The following is a 15,176-nucleotide window of genomic DNA, read 5'->3' as shown; positions in this document are numbered from 1 at the left end:
TGAGGGGATTTTGTATAGGAAAAGATTTAGCGAATCGTTTTCAGCGCCGTTGCCCACGGGATGACTTGATCGAGCATCTGGTTTACCGATGTTTCTTGAACGGCTGCCGCTTTTAAGACCGATCCGTTCTCGAAATCCGTGAACAAGGATAACGCTGGATGCACCCGAACATCGGCAATCAATAACTCACCGAGGATGCCACGCAAGTGTTCTGCCGCCCGAGCTCCACCGACAGAACCGTAAGAGACGATCCCTGCTGCTTTATTGTTCCATTCGACCCGTAGATAATCGAGCGCGTTCTTGAGTGACGCTGCAATCGAGTGGTTGTATTCCTGGACGATGAAGACGAATCCGTCTTGCGCCGCGACATCCTTCAACCAATCAGCAGCACCTGATGCATCCGCGTCTTTTTCACCAAGCAGTGGTAATTTGTAGTCCGCGATATCAAGAATCGTATAGTTTGCGTCCCCTCGTTGATCGGCGAGTTGTTTGACCCAATTCCCGACCTGTGGGCTGAGACGTCCTTCCCGTGTTGATCCTAAGATGATCCCAATGTTTAATTTCTCCATCTTCATTTCCTCCTCTTGTTTAGATGCTGTCAGCTTACTTTTCTTTTAAAGATATTCTTTTTCGATGTTGCGTGTGCTCCGGACCGTATCGATCGGACGGACCATTTGTTCGATCTGTGCTCGTTGTGGCTCAAGGAATGGTGGTAATGACAATTTCTCTCCAACCGTTTCGTATGGCTCGTCACCCATGAAACCAGGACCATCCGTTGCCCACTCGAACAAGACACCGCGCGCGACGCGAGCATAGAGGGACTCGAAGAAGAACCGATCGACGTAGCCCGATGTGTTGAAGCGTAGCTGTTGCATCCGCTCGATCCATTCCTGTAAGGCAGCCGTATCTTCAACGCGGAAGGCGACATGGTGGACTGTTCCGAATCCTTGACGTCCACTCGGCAGGACAACATTATGCTCGACGATGACTTGGGCACCGTTACCACCCTCACCCATCTCAAACAAATGCAGTGAACCAGCTTGATCGACTTCGCGCATCAACATCGCTTGTTCGAGCACGGCTTTTAAGTTGTCGAATTCCGCGATCCGGATGTGAATTGGACCGAGTCCCGTGATCGCGAACTCGAGTGGCACCGGACCGTTTTGCCACGGTGTGCCGGACGCGACACCTTGATTGTGCTCGTCAGAAATCAACATGTATTGTTGCTCATCGAAATCGACGAACGAGAGCGTCTTCTTGCCGAATTGTTCTTTGATGCCGCGGTGCTTGACGTCATATTTGTCAAAGCGTTTGATCCAGTATTCGAGTGCCGCATCCGTTGGAACACGGAATGCCGTCTTGAAAATTTCATTCGTTCCGTGTGACCCTTTTTGAATACCTGGGAAATCAAAGAACGTCATATCCGTGCCGGCAGATCCTTTATCATCGGCGAAGAATAAGTGATACGTCTGAATGTCATCCTGATTGACGGTCTTTTTGACCAATCGCATCCCTAAGACATTGGTAAAGAAGTCATAGTTTTTCTCGGCACTGCTCGTAATCGCTGTAACGTGATGAATACCTTTTAGTTCATTCATGAATAATCGCTCCTCTAATCGTTATTATCTCGAATTCGAGATATCAGTTCAAAAAAATTTATTTACCTTTTGCTTGATAACCGATTGTTTTGGCTGTCTCGATAAAAGCTTCAAGATCAGACGGGTCTATCCCTTGAAATACTTGATTAATCGCTTGCTCGTGCTCCGGAAAAATCGTTTCCATCAGTTGTTGCCCTTCAGAGGTCAGTTCCGCAAATGTCACGCGCCGATCCTCTGGACATGCTTTCCGGAAGACATAATTCTTTTTTTCGAGCTTATCGATGACATAGGTGATGCTACTGCTCGTAATCAAGACTTTTTTCCCAATCAATTGAATCGGTTGCCTGCCCCTGTGAAACAGCAACTCAAGAACCGAAAAATCCGTCGGGTTCAGCCCCCACTGCGCAACGTCCTTCTTGATGACTTCATGTAACGCGTCGACTGCGCGCACCATGACCGTCAATGCTTTCAAGTTCGGGTTCGGTCGTGTCATTTCGTTCACCTCTTTTGTATCTTTAATTCATATATCTTTAATTCGAGATAAATATACCATCTCAATTTTTGTTCGTCAACTGTTTTGATTCACTTTTAATCACGGTGATGAACACAACGGATGTTCGAAGCGTTCATCATCATTTAAAACAAAGCACGTACCCTTCGCCTAATCGATAGTGATCGGTCTCAGATTGAATATACGCCGTATCGTCAGGTAATCCGATCGCATAATTCATTTGAGGCAGGTATTCCTGAAAACGAGCTGCTCGTTTTTCCTGATTCAAATGAGGACAGAGACAACCGCTCAGCCAGCCTTGCCCCGAATCCAGGCAATAAATAGCCCGTTCCGCCCCCACTCGTTCGGATCCCGTATGTCATCGCATAGATTGCTCTAGCGCTGACACCGACGTACCATGCTGTGATTTGGTATACGGTCAAAGTTCCCCCTTGCTCATCGAGCTTTTCACGTCCTCGATCTCCCCCGTCATTTGCTCGATGCTTAGACGGGTCTCCTCCGTCATATCGTATACCCCGTGAACGGAACCGGTGTCGACAATCGAATCCAAGTCGATGGTTTACCAAAGACAGATGCGTCATCGAGAAAACGTTCTAGTGTTGCAACGGACTTTGTTTGCAACTTGACCATGAAGTTATAGCTACCGGTCAGGCGGTGGCACTCGACGACTTCCGGATGTCCTTTACAAAATTCAATCAAGCCTGCGCAACGTGTCCCTTCGAACATGACGATCGCGAGTAACCCTTGCGCGAGTGCTTCTGGATTAATGACAGCGCGAAATCCTTCGATGATCCCTGCGTCCTCCATTTTTCGGACCCGTTCGATGACGGCTGGTGCCGATAACCCGATCTGTCGTCCGAGTTCCGACCATGGAATCCGGGCATCCTCTTGCAGAATCCGGACAATCTGTTGATCAATTTGATCCATTTTCCATCCTCCTTCTGATTCAAAACCACTTTCTTCAAATTAACATGGAATCAAAGGAAAATATAGCCTTTTACTTTGTTCTGCTGCTGTGTTCATTGAATAGTATTTCTTATACTACTAATAGGAGGTGATACGCATGGAACCAACCTGTGTCCGGTGCCAAGAAACGATTGAAACGACGGTCTATCAATGTTCACATGCTTGTACGTTTTGCGAACCATGTACAAAAACGCTCGATCATATTTGTCAAAACTGTGGGGAGCTGCTCGAACCCGCCACGCCAGTCACTACATAAAAAGACGGATGCCTCGGCACCCGTCTTTTGTCTATTTAGATCGTCTCTTGTGATTGCCGCTCGGCTAAGCACCCTTTTGCTTGTTCTTGATGCGGCTTGATCGCCGACTCCCCGAGTGCTTTCGCTAGACCTCGTGTTGGAAGATTGACATACATCGACTCATAATTGCTGACTTCGAACGTCTCATGAAAGATCCCGACCGCTTCTGTTGTCCGTGCCTTCTGATTGAATCGTTTCCACGCCGTCAAATGACGGGAACCATGGGCATATGCCATCAATTCTTCCGTCGAACGCCAATACTGAATCAACGTCACGGAACGCCAACCGACAAGTGACTCATGCGAAATCAGACCGACATCGTTTTCATAACACTCTTGTAGCATCGGTCCCATCGCTTGGACCGTCGGTAACCACTGCCGGACAGAACGTAGGCGATTGATCCGTAAACCGATGATGAACACGACGACGTCTTTGTTCGGAGTCGCAATGATCCGTTTCATGTCAATTTCCTCCTTCAAGGGTCTCAAGGGAAGCGTCGCACCAGTCGAGTAACGCCCATGTCTTCCGAATGCCATAATCAAGCGTCAATAACCAATAGACGGCATCATTCGAGTCCGGATAAGAACGAATCATCGCATCGATCGCTTGATACGTCTCATGCCGTTCTTCAAGCAATCGCGCGTGCTCCTGAATTTTCTGCAAGGTGACCTCTTTTGAAGCATGTCGAGCGAAGTATAGCTTCAACAATAGGTCATTCCGTTGCACCGGCAGCTCGACGGACGGTTCAGCGACCCATCGCGCAAGCTCCGCCTGCCCGTTTTCCGTCAGTGCGAATTGTTTCCGTTCCCCATCCGTGACCTCTTCAACGATCAACCCTTCCGCCCCTAACCGTTTCAGCGTTGGATAGACTTGTCCGAAACTGATTTTCCAAAAGTGGTTCAAGCTCGTATCGATCGTATGCTTCATCTCATAACCAGACGTACATCCACTTGCAAGAAGTCCGAGAATCGCATAACGGGTCATGTTTTCCTTAGGCATCGGTCCCTCCTATATCTAAAAGATACTATCTTTTAGATATAGTTCCCGTTCATTCAAATGCCAAACAAGAAATTCACTAAATGAAGCAGGAATTCTCGTTTTAAATCCGAATTCTTGTTCACATACTTAATTAAAAGGAGTTCTCACATGACATACGCTAAAGCTTCTATCTTCTTTAGTTTGCTCGGTCTGTTCATCGCCTATATGATTTTCCCACCGCTCAACTGGTCGTTCGGACCGAACTCGATGCTTACGATTCCGATCGGACTTGTCATTTATCTGTTCGGAATCGGTCTCGGGATCGTCGCCTTCAGACGACGGGAGCCCGGGATTCTTAAATATGTCAGTCTCGCCTGTGCCATTCCGCTCGGCGTGCTGCTACTACTCTTTCTCGGTTTCATCTTCAGCGGTCAAATTTAATCGTCTTTCTATAGATGTTCATGAGACGCTTTTTTGAGGGCATCGAATGTCAACCTGTGAATCGCTGGACTCGACATGGCATCTAACCATTCGTTCGCCGCTCGCCCAGTATATTTTTCAAGAACTAACGCCAATACAAGTCCATGTGTCGCGACAACCACTTGTTGATTCGGATGCATGTCATGGAGCTTTTCGATGGCTGCTACAGCACGATCAAGTGCCATGCGATTCGACTCTCCACCAACTTCAGAGTAATCGGCGTCTAAAAATGACTGTCTCAATACTTTCTCGAGTCTCTCAGTCGTTAATCGTTCATCGATTAGTTGAAAAAGTCGCTCTTGAAATGGAACCGTTATGACCTGCATGTTCCTCTGATTCGCAAATGGGCGAACGGAATCCATCGCCCGTTGCATCGGACTCGAATAAATGGCGTCAATCGGCAGCGCTTGAAAGAACGCTACGAGTTCTTGCGCTTGTTCCTGACCTGCATCTGTTAATCCCCGCCCTCGCGATCACTGCCTGTTTTGATCAATTCGCAATGGCGAACGAAATAGATCGTCCTCATCGCAACTGGACCCACGTTCCTTCAGAAATTACATCTACGTTCGAACCGATGACACGGATCGCTGTCGCGTCGTCGATCGCGTACGCTGGATTCGTCAGTCTCTTTGCCCACTCTTTTGCTGCTTGCATGTGATTATCTGGTAACTGCGGATGATCGAGGTGTGGGAAAATTGAAAAGTCAACGAGACCTAATGTTGCGTCCGATTGCTCCGGCGTCTTTTTCCATCCAACGAAATCTGTTCCGATTCGTGGCGTAAGCACCATGCTGCCGGCACTCATCCCGACATAAACACCGGTCAGTTGCGGTAATAGTCGATCGAAGCCCGATTCGACGAACCAGTGATGTAGAAAGAGTGGATCCCCACCATTGACGAGGATGACATCCGCTTGTTCGACCGCTGGTTGCCAAATTGCTGGATCAATTACCGAGACCGCTGATAATTCCAACAGACCGACTGACTTCCATCCTAAATCAACCATCGGTGCCTCATCTTTTCCTTGAATGAAGTTGACAGCGAGGTCCGTTCCTCTGCCTAACGCATAGGAAGCTGTCGTGATCGCGATGGCATGGCATTCCTCAATCGGTTTTCTGAGCATCTCGCGTAACGCTTTGTAAATCGATGGATTTTGTATCCCACCGGACGTTAATAAATAGTCCATCGTGACACCTCCTGTTCTTTGCTTCAGTTTACAATATTTGTTTCTTTCTGGTATCCTTACTTTTATTCCCACTAGAATAGGAGGAATCATATGTCTTTCGATTTAATGACGTTACCTGAAACGACGTTACACTATCGTCTGATTCTCGGAACTTCCGATCAACCGACGTTTATCTTTGAAAATGGATATGGATAAGATCTTTCAACCTGGCAACCAATCATGGATCAAGTTGAAGGACTTGGAACGATCTTGATGTATGACCGTACGAACATCGGTGGTAGTATGCAGCATGATTCCGAGACTAGTCGCCAGAGCGTGAATCGCCTTCGCCGTTTGATCCATACCTTATCTCTCAAACCACCCTTTATTCTTGTGGGTCATTCCTATGGCGGCACGTTAGTTCGACAATTTGCATCGCAATATCCAAGTGAAATAAAAGGTCTATTGCTCATCGATGCAACACCAGAGTCCTATATTCAACGCTTCTTACCAGTGATGCCAAACACGTTCCAATCCATATACAAAAAACAATTCACGCTCGAATGTACATACGAAGATTTTAAAGAGAGTATTGAAGCGACGAACGTTGATATCCTCTACCCATTTCCAGTCATTGTTCTGTCTGCTGGTAAAAAGGATCATTATTCGCGTGAGGCGCAACTATTGTGGCACGAATTGCAACGACAAACTGCTGCACAGTCGATTCAAGGATCATTCATCGAAGTTGTCAACAGCCGGCACTTCATTCAACAGGATGCCCCCCATATTGTTGTCGATGCGTTACATCGTTTGATTTCAGGTGATTCTTAAGCTCTTTTCAAAGGAACTATTTCCCATTTCCAAACGTATACTTAATATAAGCTTGATTCGACACACTGATTGGAGGCACATATGTATTCGATTCCTAGCTACTTCATACTCTACTTAAAAATCATGCTGACGGATAAGATTCCGGTCTTTTGGTCGTTGATCTTCCCATTGATTCTCGCGTTCGTCTTCGGGTCACGACTCGATTTCACAGAGAGTAGTTTCCTATCATTTCTTGCACTCTTTTGGGGCTATATCTTACTTTCGATTTATGTCAACGGCATTGGTCTCCAACTTGCCCGGATGCGGGAACATGGTTTGATGAAGACGTATATCATGATTTCCGGTAGTAAGATTGGTTGTATTCTCGCACTCGTTCTCGTTCAGCTCGTATTTGCAGCCGTTAGTTTAACGGTCTTTACGACGATTCTGATGCTTGTGTTCGGCTTCTTCTCACCTTTAACGTTGTTACTCGCTTATCTCGTCTTGTTGCTCAGCATCCCGCTTGCTTTTGCAAGCATCGCCTTGACGATGCTTCCGGCTAAGATTTCGAGTATGTCGACATTAATCAACATCGTCATGTATCCTCTGTTCTTGTTCGCGAATAGCCAACCGAATCGCTGGTACAGTTACTTGAATCCTTTTTATGTCATGAAAACACTTGGTCTCGCTGTCTCTGAGCACGTTACGGGAGCATCGTTCCTTATCTTGACCGTCGTACTCGTCGTTTATCTGTTACTTGGTCTATTCTCTGTCAAACGTTTTAATCTCATGTCATTACTGACCCGATAGGAGGATTCAGATGCACGTTCAACACGTACGCTTCAACTATCCGAAATCACCTGATCTGTTACACGATGTCTCCTTTTCGCTTGTTCCCGGGAAACTGAACGTCTTGATCGGGATGAACGGTGCCGGGAAAACGACACTGTTTGATTGCATGACCGGTGCCTTACCGATCACGTCCGGAGAACTGGACTTACCCGATATCTCGGACATCCTCTATTTGACGCAATTCATCTATTACTCGGATGAATTAAAGGGCAAGGATGTCGCCGTCTTCGTCGGTCGGCTCGCTCGTTTGAAAGCATATCGCAAGCAAGAGACGTATACGCGTCATCTGAAACAGCCACGAGAGCTCGATCTATTCGCTCATCTATGGGAGATGAAAATCGGTAAGATGTCCGCTGGTGAAAAGAAATGGTTGTTCGTCACCCTGTTGACGACAGTACCGCGTTCGCTCTACATTTTTGACGAGCCGACAAGTGGCGTTGATCCGGCAACACGACTTCATATCATGCGACGCTTCGAGCAGATGACAGCAAACGGTCAAACGTGCCTCTTCTCGACCCATCAATTACACGATCTATTGCATACCGATGCCCATGTCATCTTTCTCCATCAAGGTCGTATTTTGTACGAAGGCGACTTCAAGGATTGGTTGAACCGATTCGAGACGACCGATCCGGACGTCGCGTTCGTTCAGATGCTTGAACTGGCAGGATAACGTTAACCACCTCTCTTTTGGAGGTGGTTTTTTTGTAATATTTGAAATATAGGTTTTCGAAAAACATGTACAGGATATACACATTATAAGAAAGGAGGTCGTCCGATGAACTTCATTTCCGGTCAAGCTTTTATCACGATGATGGATTCACTTTTCAACGAAGAGGAATGGAATCGACACGTCTTATACGTCACTGCGAATTCAGCAGCTATCCACTTGCAAAAACGATCTACCACCATTCTCTCGCAGCCTATGGAATGTCAGATTTCGTTTCTCGTGCATTTACCAACGCTAGAAAAACGACTGATCGTCAAAACGAATCAACAGGAGACGCGTCAATTTTTCTTTGATTCAATGGCTTCCATCGATTGTATGTGCACTAGTTTAATGCCATGGACGAATCCAGGGCGATTTAATGAGGAGAAAAACGTTCATGTCCATCAACACTCTTGAACAACGCATGAATGCCGTCCTCGATTGTTTGGCGGCCGCAAAGGACTACCAACGCATCGCCGGACGGCATGATGTGTCGTATCAACAATTATATAACTGGGTCCGGCGCTATGAGAGCGGCGGTATTCCTGCCCTGACGGATCGCCGTGGTCGGAAGTTACGAAGCGAACGACTTACTTCGACTCAGCATACGCCTTGAACCGATCAAGGATCGCCTGCCAACCCGCTTGTTGCATCTCAGGCGGGTTAATCGTTTCGGCATCAAACGATTCGACGACTTCGGTCTGTTCCCCGTTTCGAGTGAAGTCGATCGTCACCTGACGACCATCCTCGAGGACATACGCAATGCGTTCATAAGGAGCGATTGCTTCATATGTACCCGTGAAATCAAATCCCATGCTACCGTCTTTTGCTTCCATTCGATTCGTGAATTGACCACCGACCGTCAAATCATTCGTTGACGCCGTCGTATGCCAATCGTCAGACGCTGCGTTCCAGCGTTTGATGTCTTCCGGTGCGTTCCAGATCTCCCACACGGTCTCGACCGGACGGTCAATCACGGCTTGAATCGTCAGTTTCGTCATCATTCTTCCTCCTTACTAATTGAAGTTCCCTCCCTATTTCGAGGACGATTAAATGAATTCCTTGTTATTTTCGATTAATTCAGGTGTTAATTTGAACGCTTTGTTTTCCATACCATGAACATTAGAATCGCCGGAACGAGACAGATGATTGCATCGGTAACGGTCGGCAGTCGCAACGCCGAACTGGTTATAACCCAATTCCTTCCACTGTTTAAATCGTCAACATACAGGCGGTCAACGCTGCAAGCCGCCATCGTCTCGGTATACGGATCCAGTAAGCGAGGAGTCGCTCCGATAACTTCATCTTCCTTCCACCTTTCGGACCGCTCTCAGGAAGCTTTGTTCCGTCTTATAGGAGGTGTCGCGCCACATGAAACGTTTCGTATGCTGGAACGTATTTTTTTCAAACTGATTTCCAGAACTCGTCTTGAAGTAATGGGCGACACTTAACGAACCATCGAATGTGTTCCCGATGATCGTGTTGTCATGGACATCATGCTGGACGAGCAATTGACCACCCTCGAGCCCTTTCGTATCATTCCCGATAAGCTGATTTTGCTCGATCCGGACACGTTTTGTACCGCCTCGCTTCGTGTCATACCCACCGATCGCAATTCCGGTGTAGACATTTTGCCGTACATCATTCTGGCGGACGATGACATCTTCTGCGTATCGTCCGGCATGTTCACTCGTCACTTCAATCCCGATATCACTCGCTTCGACAAGATTTTTCTCAATCGTCAAATTCTTCCCACCATCGACATAAATACCGGCTGCGCTGTATTCCTTCCCGTAAGCAGGATTGCCGTAGCTCGACGTCCGGTAGACACGATTTCCCGACACGACGCCCTCACGGACGTAGTCGTCTTTTTTCGACTGAGCAATCCCTTCGTGTCCGATCAAATCAATCCCGATGTTGTCGTTATCCCGTAAGACGTTCTTCGTCACTCGGAAATCCTTGACGTTTCCGTTTAAGACGAGGGCTTCGCTGAAACCGAGACGATTTTGCTCGACTCGGTTACCGGTGATCGTCAGGTGACGAATCGCTCCCGTTCCGTAGACGGCGATCCCATGTGCATTTCCATCTTTCGCGAGCGTCTTGATGTCGCGAACCGTATTGTTCTTCAAGGTGATGTGTGACCCTGATCCCGTGACCAAAACGCCAATCGGTGTTGCGTCCGTTCGTTTCGACTGAACGGCTTCGATCGTCAGTCCTTGAATAGTCACGTATGTCCGATTTTTGATTTGAATGATTGGTAAGGTTGCATCTCGATCTTTGATGTTTTTCCCACTTAAGACGACCCGTTCTTGTTTATAATTCCGAAAGACGATTGGATGTTGTTTCGTTCCACTTTGTCTAACGTTCAACTTCTCGTGATACGTTCCTTTTCGCAAGTAGATCGTCGTACCCGCAGTCGCTTTTAGTGTAGCTTGCCGGATTGTTTTAAACGGATGCTTCAACGTGCCGGTATTTTTATCACTGCCGTTCGGTGCGACGTATAACGATTTTGCCGTCGATTCGGCCTCTTCCCCCGTCGAGGTACAACCGACGAGCAGGACGGTTGCTAATAACCATTTGCCTTTCATGATTTCCTCCTTTATTTAGCAAGAACATTGTTGGTATAATCTAGGTATCATTTCTAATTTTTTGAATATTTTATTTTTTCTCGATTCACTATAACTATGGAAAAGAGGAACACGTCATGAAATACGCGCTCTTATTCACCCTTCCCTTCTTGCTTGCTGGTTGCACAACGGAAGCAACCGTCCTTCCTAAAGAGACCGTCAAGATCAAGAAGTCTTCCTTTTCGATCACACCTTCTACCACGAAGGACGAGTCGCAGCAACAGCGGACATTTTTCTTAACTGGTGCACTCGATCGCCCGCTCCAGCTCAAAGCGGTCCAATTTGACGATACAGAACCACCAAAGGTGCTGATCGACAAATCGATTCCTGCCGGTACATATGATCGCACACCGTTCCAATTGACGTATGATTTGAACCTGCTCAACGATTCGCATGCCTTCACCTATTCGCTTGATGCGAAGAATGGTATTCCTGAGACGAAAACGGTCTATACCTTACCTCAAAATGTCCAGACTGACAGCGGTCAATTCAATGATCAGAAACAGACGAATGCTTCGTTCTACCCCTTACTCCTCAAACGCTATACGACAGGAGAATCGATCATCGGCCGCTCGATTGACACGTTATCCTCTCCTCACCTAAAGGTCAGAAAACAAGAAGGCGCAATTTTGATCTATTTGATGAAATCACGATAAGGAGAACGGCGGACCGAGAAAAAGTCCGCCGTTTTTTTAGTCCGCTATGACATGCGACATGTCAGCTTCTAATCGAATCACGGCTTCCCCATCCCTGTATTCGACGATCGTCAAACTCGTTCCATGAATGAACGGCGGATCCCATAATGTCGCGAACGGCTTACGTTGAAGATATGTCAGCAAGATGTTAAGGAAGATGCCGTGGGTGACGATTAAGATGTTTTCGTCTTCTTCATGGTCTGCCAGTCGTTCCAAAAACGATAGGATGCGCTCGCGGACCGCGTCAAAGGATTCTCCACTCTCCGGTATGTAGGTATGCGGCGTTTGCCAAAATGCAGCATGAGCAAGCGGATGCGCGACTTCAATTTCCGCCGCCGTCCGTCCTTCCCAGGTTCCCATGTGCATTTCACGTAATCGATCGTCGATGGTGACCGGAATCGCTGGATCAAGATCCATCATTCGAACTGTTTCTCGGACGCGACCAATCGGACTGATATAGAGATGATCCAGATGAATTTCACGTAAGCGGTGACCAAGGTCCCGCGCAGTTTGCCTGCCCTTTGCTGTCAGAGGAGAGTCTTCCCAGCCTTGCATTCGTTTTTCTAAGTTCCATTCCGTCTCGCCATGACGCGTAATGTAAAGTGTTGGCATCTGTTCCATCCTTTCGATTTCTAGTTTCTTTCAAAAGTGTATCAAACTCTGGCTGCTTTTTCCTGCAACTAGAGAAAACGAATCCAGAAGAGAAATTCACCAATCCGTTCGGTATGATGAAGATGGACCTAAAGGAGGAATTCGATGAATCGCCAAGAGATGATTGACCTTGCCAAACAAATCCGCTCAGATGAGGAACGTCCTCAAGTCACACCTCCTCCCGAGCAGGCACGCCAGTTCAACGCGATGTACATCGCTCGTGCGGAAGACGCGTATCATCACCTCGCTTCGCCACTCTATGCGGCTCAACTCGATGCGTTACCACAAACGCTCGTCCTGACGGCGGAGCTCGACTCGCTGGCGCAGGAAGCGCGGCAGTATGCGAATCGTCTTCAGGAGACAGGTGTCGCTGTTGAACACCAGGAATTTGCCGGACAACCCCATGCCTTTACGCATCACGGTGACGCAAACGTAGCGCTTCAGGCTTGGCAACGGATTGCTGATTTTCTTAGACATGTCTATCAGTCCGCTAAACGTTCATAACGTTGCATCACAAATTCATGAAAAGCAACAGTCCCTCACTCCGTCGAGTAAGGGACTGTTCGTATTATCGTCATTCTTTTTTGTCGTCTTCTTTCCACCACAGCGCATCTTCTGGATTTTTTGCGACTTCATGTACTTCCTGTTCCGAAGCAACCGTCGGATGTGATCCTTTGAGCTCCTTACCTGCTGTGTTCTCAAAGAAAAAGAAGAAAGTGATGAAGCCAATGACGCTGACGGCTGTCAGGTAATAGGCTGGAGCGAGTGGATCTTCTGTCGTGTGCACAAGCCAGGTCGATACGAGTGGGGTCGTCCCACCAAAGATCGACACTGCGATATTAAAGGTAACGGAAAGCGTCCGGTACCGCACATCTGAATAAAAAATACTTGGCAACAGACTTGGCATTGTTCCCTCGAAAATTGACAAAAAGAAACCAATAATGAAGATCCCGATGCCGACGAATAACAACCAGTCTTGCCCGATCAGGAAGAATGAGAGGATCGATGTTAAGGCTAACCCCGTCAATCCAAGCAGTACCAATCGTCGATTGCCGCGTCGATCGCTCAAGCGACCAAACGAGAAAGCGAGCGGAATCATAATAATCATGACACCTGTGATTAACATCGTACTCGTTGCACTCGGTAGACCGATGATTTCATCCAGATAAGACGGCATATAGGATAACAACATATAGTTCGTGATGTTATAGAAAGCAACGGCGATGAAGCAGACGATGATGTCTTTCCGGTGTTCTTGGATGATCGTCCGAAACGTCGCTTGTTCCTGTTCACTCTCATCGATCTCATTCTCGAAAATCGGAGACTCATCCAAGTGTCGCCGAAGATAAAGACCAAATAATCCGAGTGGTGCACCTAAGATGAAGGGAATACGCCATCCCCAAGATGACATTTGATCGTCTGATAGAGAGACGAACAGGATCGTCGCTAACACGGAAGCAAGAATATACCCAGCTAATGTTCCAATTTCAAGACCACTACCGTACGCGCTCCGGTGTTTATCAGGTGAAGACTCGGCAATATAGACCATCGCACCAGCATATTCACCACCAGTCGAAAAGCCTTGCAAGATCCTTGCCAACAGTAAAAGAATCGGTGCCCAGACACCGATTTGATCGTAGGTCGGTAGCAGACCAATTAACAAAGTCGAAAATGCCATCATGACGATTGTCGTCGTCAAGACGACTTTTCGTCCTAGACGGTCGCCCATTCGTCCAAAGATCAATCCGCCGAGTGGTCGCATCAAAAAGGCGATCGCAAACGTCGCAAACGTAAAGACCAGCTTCAGTTCATCATTTTCTACACCACTAAAGAAATTTTGACTGATAATGACGGCGAGGTAGGAGTACAACCCAAAATCAAACCACTCCATCGCATTGCCGATTCCGGTCGCATAGACACTCTTTTTCGTTTGCGCCGGATCAACGACATTGACATGTTCCCTTCTGAATCGTATGAAGTTCTCACTTCCTTTTCAATGAATGCGTTACGATTAACAACTCACCTCACCTGTACGACCATCGATCGCTTTCATTATTTTCAACATATGATTGCATGAATAAGATTCCCGCTATGCATGACCGATAAACGCTTCTTGACCTCAACTATATACAATTTCTCGTAGGGTTACGGAAAATAAAAAAAGACCCACCGAGGCGAATCTAAAAGTCATCGGATAGTTCCGAAATCGGACTGTCAGGAGATGCCGTTATGAGCCGAAGCAGGACTTGTTCCGGTCGATCACTGATGAGCCAGATGACGGAGGTCCCGTTTTGATAGGCAAGATTAAGCTGTTTCCCTTGCTTTTGAATATGTACTTTCAACCCGTTGATAGTGCGCGTTCGTTCTCCGAATCGAGCTGGAATACGCTCACTTTTCAGTCGTGTCTCGATCATCGTGTAATGACGATTCGTGACAATTTTCGTCGTCATTTTTTTCTTGTTTCCTTCCCACGCTAGACTCCCTTCGATCGACTCGCCTTTCGTGGATTGATCCCGAATGAGATCCATCGAACTGCTTAACATCCAGTTCGACTTCTTTTCATAAATCATTAGCGAATCATATCGTCCATCGATGACGCTTGCTAGCAGTAAATTATAGTCATCGAATCGCGCGTCCACTCGGAAATCGTCTTGCTTTAACGTATAGGTGGACTTGTCACTCAAGTCATATTTAAACTGATGCTCGGCCGTCTCTACAGCAGTCGGATAGGAGCCACTGTCGAACAAACTCGTACCATCAACGTGAATCTTTTCCTTCACCTCGTTCTTTTCCGGTGCGCATCCGCTGATACAGAGGAGTCTGATATGCTCCCCAAAAAG

General features: G+C 47.2%; 22 protein-coding genes and 1 pseudogene. 9 read left to right on the top strand and 14 right to left on the bottom strand.

Features of this window, described 5'->3' with window-relative positions:
* Positions 1-26 precede the first annotated feature (26 nt).
* The 5 genes from B4C70_RS02160 to B4C70_RS02140 all read right to left on the bottom strand — a co-directional run bounded on the left by B4C70_RS02160 (position 27) and on the right by B4C70_RS02140 (position 3,036).
* Positions 27-569, bottom strand: a complete 543-nt coding sequence (locus B4C70_RS02160) for an NADPH-dependent FMN reductase (protein WP_290776761.1) — start codon at positions 567-569, stop codon at positions 27-29.
* Positions 570-614: 45 nt separating this feature from the next.
* Positions 615-1,598, bottom strand: coding sequence for a ring-cleaving dioxygenase (locus tag B4C70_RS02155; protein WP_290776759.1), 984 nt, complete (start codon positions 1,596-1,598; stop codon positions 615-617).
* A 58-nt stretch (positions 1,599-1,656) separates the two neighbouring features.
* Entirely contained in the window at positions 1,657-2,091 is a 435-nt protein-coding gene (locus B4C70_RS02150) for a MarR family winged helix-turn-helix transcriptional regulator (RefSeq protein WP_035407758.1), read from the bottom strand.
* A gap of 212 nt (positions 2,092-2,303) precedes the next feature.
* Positions 2,304-2,531, bottom strand: a complete 228-nt coding sequence (locus B4C70_RS02145) for a hypothetical protein (protein WP_290776756.1) — start codon at positions 2,529-2,531, stop codon at positions 2,304-2,306.
* 79 nt (positions 2,532-2,610) lie between these two features.
* Complete coding sequence (locus B4C70_RS02140; RefSeq protein WP_290776754.1) at positions 2,611-3,036, bottom strand: Lrp/AsnC family transcriptional regulator; 426 nt, start codon at positions 3,034-3,036, stop codon at positions 2,611-2,613.
* Between the two features lie 136 nt (positions 3,037-3,172).
* Here B4C70_RS02140 and B4C70_RS02135 point away from each other — a divergent pair, with 136 nt between their 5' ends.
* On the top strand, positions 3,173-3,331 hold the full coding sequence (locus B4C70_RS02135) for a DUF1272 domain-containing protein (RefSeq protein WP_081780359.1): 159 nt from the start codon (positions 3,173-3,175) through the stop codon (positions 3,329-3,331).
* A gap of 35 nt (positions 3,332-3,366) precedes the next feature.
* Here B4C70_RS02135 and B4C70_RS02130 read toward each other — a convergent pair whose 3' ends face one another.
* Both B4C70_RS02130 and B4C70_RS02125 read right to left on the bottom strand, forming a co-directional pair.
* Positions 3,367-3,831, bottom strand: a complete 465-nt coding sequence (locus B4C70_RS02130; RefSeq protein WP_290776752.1) for a DUF4188 domain-containing protein — start codon at positions 3,829-3,831, stop codon at positions 3,367-3,369.
* A 1-nt stretch (position 3,832) separates the two neighbouring features.
* Positions 3,833-4,369 carry a PadR family transcriptional regulator gene (locus B4C70_RS02125; protein ID WP_290776750.1) on the bottom strand — a complete coding sequence of 179 codons (537 nt, stop codon included), beginning with the start codon at positions 4,367-4,369 and terminating at the stop codon, positions 3,833-3,835.
* A 147-nt stretch (positions 4,370-4,516) separates the two neighbouring features.
* On the opposite strand from B4C70_RS02125, the gene B4C70_RS02120 reads away from it, so the two are divergent.
* Entirely contained in the window at positions 4,517-4,789 is a 273-nt protein-coding gene (locus tag B4C70_RS02120; protein WP_214729418.1) for a hypothetical protein, read from the top strand.
* Between the two features lie 8 nt (positions 4,790-4,797).
* Here the strand turns inward: B4C70_RS02120 and B4C70_RS02115 are convergent.
* A pseudogene (locus B4C70_RS02115) lies at positions 4,798-5,274 on the bottom strand (histidine phosphatase family protein); the annotation flags it as partial.
* A 76-nt stretch (positions 5,275-5,350) separates the two neighbouring features.
* Positions 5,351-6,013, bottom strand: a complete 663-nt coding sequence (locus B4C70_RS02110; protein ID WP_214729416.1) for a Type 1 glutamine amidotransferase-like domain-containing protein — start codon at positions 6,011-6,013, stop codon at positions 5,351-5,353.
* Between the two features lie 219 nt (positions 6,014-6,232).
* Between B4C70_RS02110 and B4C70_RS02105 the strand changes: the two genes are divergently transcribed.
* The 5 genes from B4C70_RS02105 to B4C70_RS02085 all read left to right on the top strand — a co-directional run bounded on the left by B4C70_RS02105 (position 6,233) and on the right by B4C70_RS02085 (position 8,979).
* Positions 6,233-6,823: an alpha/beta fold hydrolase gene (locus B4C70_RS02105; RefSeq protein WP_290776747.1), complete on the top strand. Its 591-nt coding sequence runs from the start codon at positions 6,233-6,235 to the stop codon at positions 6,821-6,823.
* Between the two features lie 81 nt (positions 6,824-6,904).
* The gene (locus tag B4C70_RS02100; protein ID WP_290776745.1) at positions 6,905-7,612 is read left to right on the top strand and encodes a hypothetical protein; all 708 of its coding nucleotides are present in this window, start codon (positions 6,905-6,907) and stop codon (positions 7,610-7,612) included.
* A gap of 10 nt (positions 7,613-7,622) precedes the next feature.
* Entirely contained in the window at positions 7,623-8,327 is a 705-nt protein-coding gene (locus tag B4C70_RS02095; protein ID WP_023468433.1) for an ABC transporter ATP-binding protein, read from the top strand.
* A 105-nt stretch (positions 8,328-8,432) separates the two neighbouring features.
* Positions 8,433-8,780, top strand: a complete 348-nt coding sequence (locus B4C70_RS02090) for a hypothetical protein (protein ID WP_290776743.1) — start codon at positions 8,433-8,435, stop codon at positions 8,778-8,780.
* Entirely contained in the window at positions 8,761-8,979 is a 219-nt protein-coding gene (locus B4C70_RS02085; protein ID WP_047394678.1) for a helix-turn-helix domain-containing protein, read from the top strand. Before B4C70_RS02090 ends, B4C70_RS02085 begins: the two co-directional genes overlap by 20 nt.
* On the opposite strand, the gene B4C70_RS02080 is transcribed toward B4C70_RS02085, so the two are convergent.
* Together B4C70_RS02080 and B4C70_RS02075 are read right to left on the bottom strand one after the other, a co-directional pair.
* The gene (locus tag B4C70_RS02080; protein WP_290776740.1) at positions 8,954-9,367 is read right to left on the bottom strand and encodes an SRPBCC family protein; all 414 of its coding nucleotides are present in this window, start codon (positions 9,365-9,367) and stop codon (positions 8,954-8,956) included. The genes B4C70_RS02085 and B4C70_RS02080 overlap by 26 nt on opposite strands.
* A gap of 297 nt (positions 9,368-9,664) precedes the next feature.
* Positions 9,665-10,951, bottom strand: coding sequence for a right-handed parallel beta-helix repeat-containing protein (locus tag B4C70_RS02075; RefSeq protein WP_290776738.1), 1,287 nt, complete (start codon positions 10,949-10,951; stop codon positions 9,665-9,667).
* 116 nt (positions 10,952-11,067) lie between these two features.
* Between B4C70_RS02075 and B4C70_RS02070 the strand changes: the two genes are divergently transcribed.
* Positions 11,068-11,646 carry a hypothetical protein gene (locus tag B4C70_RS02070; protein WP_290776736.1) on the top strand — a complete coding sequence of 193 codons (579 nt, stop codon included), beginning with the start codon at positions 11,068-11,070 and terminating at the stop codon, positions 11,644-11,646.
* A 36-nt stretch (positions 11,647-11,682) separates the two neighbouring features.
* On the opposite strand, the gene B4C70_RS02065 is transcribed toward B4C70_RS02070, so the two are convergent.
* Complete coding sequence (locus B4C70_RS02065; RefSeq protein WP_290776734.1) at positions 11,683-12,297, bottom strand: histidine phosphatase family protein; 615 nt, start codon at positions 12,295-12,297, stop codon at positions 11,683-11,685.
* A 144-nt stretch (positions 12,298-12,441) separates the two neighbouring features.
* Between B4C70_RS02065 and B4C70_RS02060 the strand changes: the two genes are divergently transcribed.
* A complete protein-coding gene (locus tag B4C70_RS02060) occupies positions 12,442-12,840 on the top strand; it encodes an alpha/beta hydrolase fold domain-containing protein (protein WP_290776732.1) in 399 nt (132 codons plus the stop codon).
* A 70-nt stretch (positions 12,841-12,910) separates the two neighbouring features.
* Here B4C70_RS02060 and B4C70_RS02055 read toward each other — a convergent pair whose 3' ends face one another.
* Together B4C70_RS02055 and B4C70_RS02050 are read right to left on the bottom strand one after the other, a co-directional pair.
* Positions 12,911-14,311 carry an MFS transporter gene (locus B4C70_RS02055; RefSeq protein WP_290776894.1) on the bottom strand — a complete coding sequence of 467 codons (1,401 nt, stop codon included), beginning with the start codon at positions 14,309-14,311 and terminating at the stop codon, positions 12,911-12,913.
* 205 nt (positions 14,312-14,516) lie between these two features.
* On the bottom strand, positions 14,517-15,176 hold a 660-nt coding region (locus B4C70_RS02050; RefSeq protein ID WP_290776730.1), incomplete at its 5' end, for a hypothetical protein.

Source organism: Exiguobacterium sp. UBA5002, assembly GCF_002396765.1.
In the GTDB taxonomy this organism is placed as follows: Bacteria; Bacillota; Bacilli; order Exiguobacteriales; family Exiguobacteriaceae; genus Exiguobacterium_A.
This window is presented reverse-complemented; position numbering and strand designations above follow the sequence as displayed.

What these genes read in the sequence shown, in the direction of transcription:
- B4C70_RS02160 (WP_290776761.1), bottom strand. Translation starts at nt 569, where the DNA reads ATGGAGAAATTAAACATTGGGATCATCTTAGGATCAACACGGGAAGGA.
- B4C70_RS02155 (WP_290776759.1), bottom strand. Translation starts at nt 1,598, where the DNA reads ATGAATGAACTAAAAGGTATTCATCACGTTACAGCGATTACGAGCAGT.
- B4C70_RS02150 (WP_035407758.1), bottom strand. Translation starts at nt 2,091, where the DNA reads ATGACACGACCGAACCCGAACTTGAAAGCATTGACGGTCATGGTGCGC.
- B4C70_RS02140 (WP_290776754.1), bottom strand. Translation starts at nt 3,036, where the DNA reads ATGGATCAAATTGATCAACAGATTGTCCGGATTCTGCAAGAGGATGCC.
- B4C70_RS02135 (WP_081780359.1), top strand. Translation starts at nt 3,173, where the DNA reads ATGGAACCAACCTGTGTCCGGTGCCAAGAAACGATTGAAACGACGGTC.
- B4C70_RS02130 (WP_290776752.1), bottom strand. Translation starts at nt 3,831, where the DNA reads ATGAAACGGATCATTGCGACTCCGAACAAAGACGTCGTCGTGTTCATC.
- B4C70_RS02125 (WP_290776750.1), bottom strand. Translation starts at nt 4,369, where the DNA reads ATGCCTAAGGAAAACATGACCCGTTATGCGATTCTCGGACTTCTTGCA.
- B4C70_RS02120 (WP_214729418.1), top strand. Translation starts at nt 4,517, where the DNA reads ATGACATACGCTAAAGCTTCTATCTTCTTTAGTTTGCTCGGTCTGTTC.
- B4C70_RS02110 (WP_214729416.1), bottom strand. Translation starts at nt 6,013, where the DNA reads ATGGACTATTTATTAACGTCCGGTGGGATACAAAATCCATCGATTTAC.
- B4C70_RS02105 (WP_290776747.1), top strand. Translation starts at nt 6,233, where the DNA reads ATGGATCAAGTTGAAGGACTTGGAACGATCTTGATGTATGACCGTACG.
- B4C70_RS02100 (WP_290776745.1), top strand. Translation starts at nt 6,905, where the DNA reads ATGTATTCGATTCCTAGCTACTTCATACTCTACTTAAAAATCATGCTG.
- B4C70_RS02095 (WP_023468433.1), top strand. Translation starts at nt 7,623, where the DNA reads ATGCACGTTCAACACGTACGCTTCAACTATCCGAAATCACCTGATCTG.
- B4C70_RS02090 (WP_290776743.1), top strand. Translation starts at nt 8,433, where the DNA reads ATGAACTTCATTTCCGGTCAAGCTTTTATCACGATGATGGATTCACTT.
- B4C70_RS02085 (WP_047394678.1), top strand. Translation starts at nt 8,761, where the DNA reads ATGTCCATCAACACTCTTGAACAACGCATGAATGCCGTCCTCGATTGT.
- B4C70_RS02080 (WP_290776740.1), bottom strand. Translation starts at nt 9,367, where the DNA reads ATGATGACGAAACTGACGATTCAAGCCGTGATTGACCGTCCGGTCGAG.
- B4C70_RS02075 (WP_290776738.1), bottom strand. Translation starts at nt 10,951, where the DNA reads ATGAAAGGCAAATGGTTATTAGCAACCGTCCTGCTCGTCGGTTGTACC.
- B4C70_RS02070 (WP_290776736.1), top strand. Translation starts at nt 11,068, where the DNA reads ATGAAATACGCGCTCTTATTCACCCTTCCCTTCTTGCTTGCTGGTTGC.
- B4C70_RS02065 (WP_290776734.1), bottom strand. Translation starts at nt 12,297, where the DNA reads ATGCCAACACTTTACATTACGCGTCATGGCGAGACGGAATGGAACTTA.
- B4C70_RS02060 (WP_290776732.1), top strand. Translation starts at nt 12,442, where the DNA reads ATGAATCGCCAAGAGATGATTGACCTTGCCAAACAAATCCGCTCAGAT.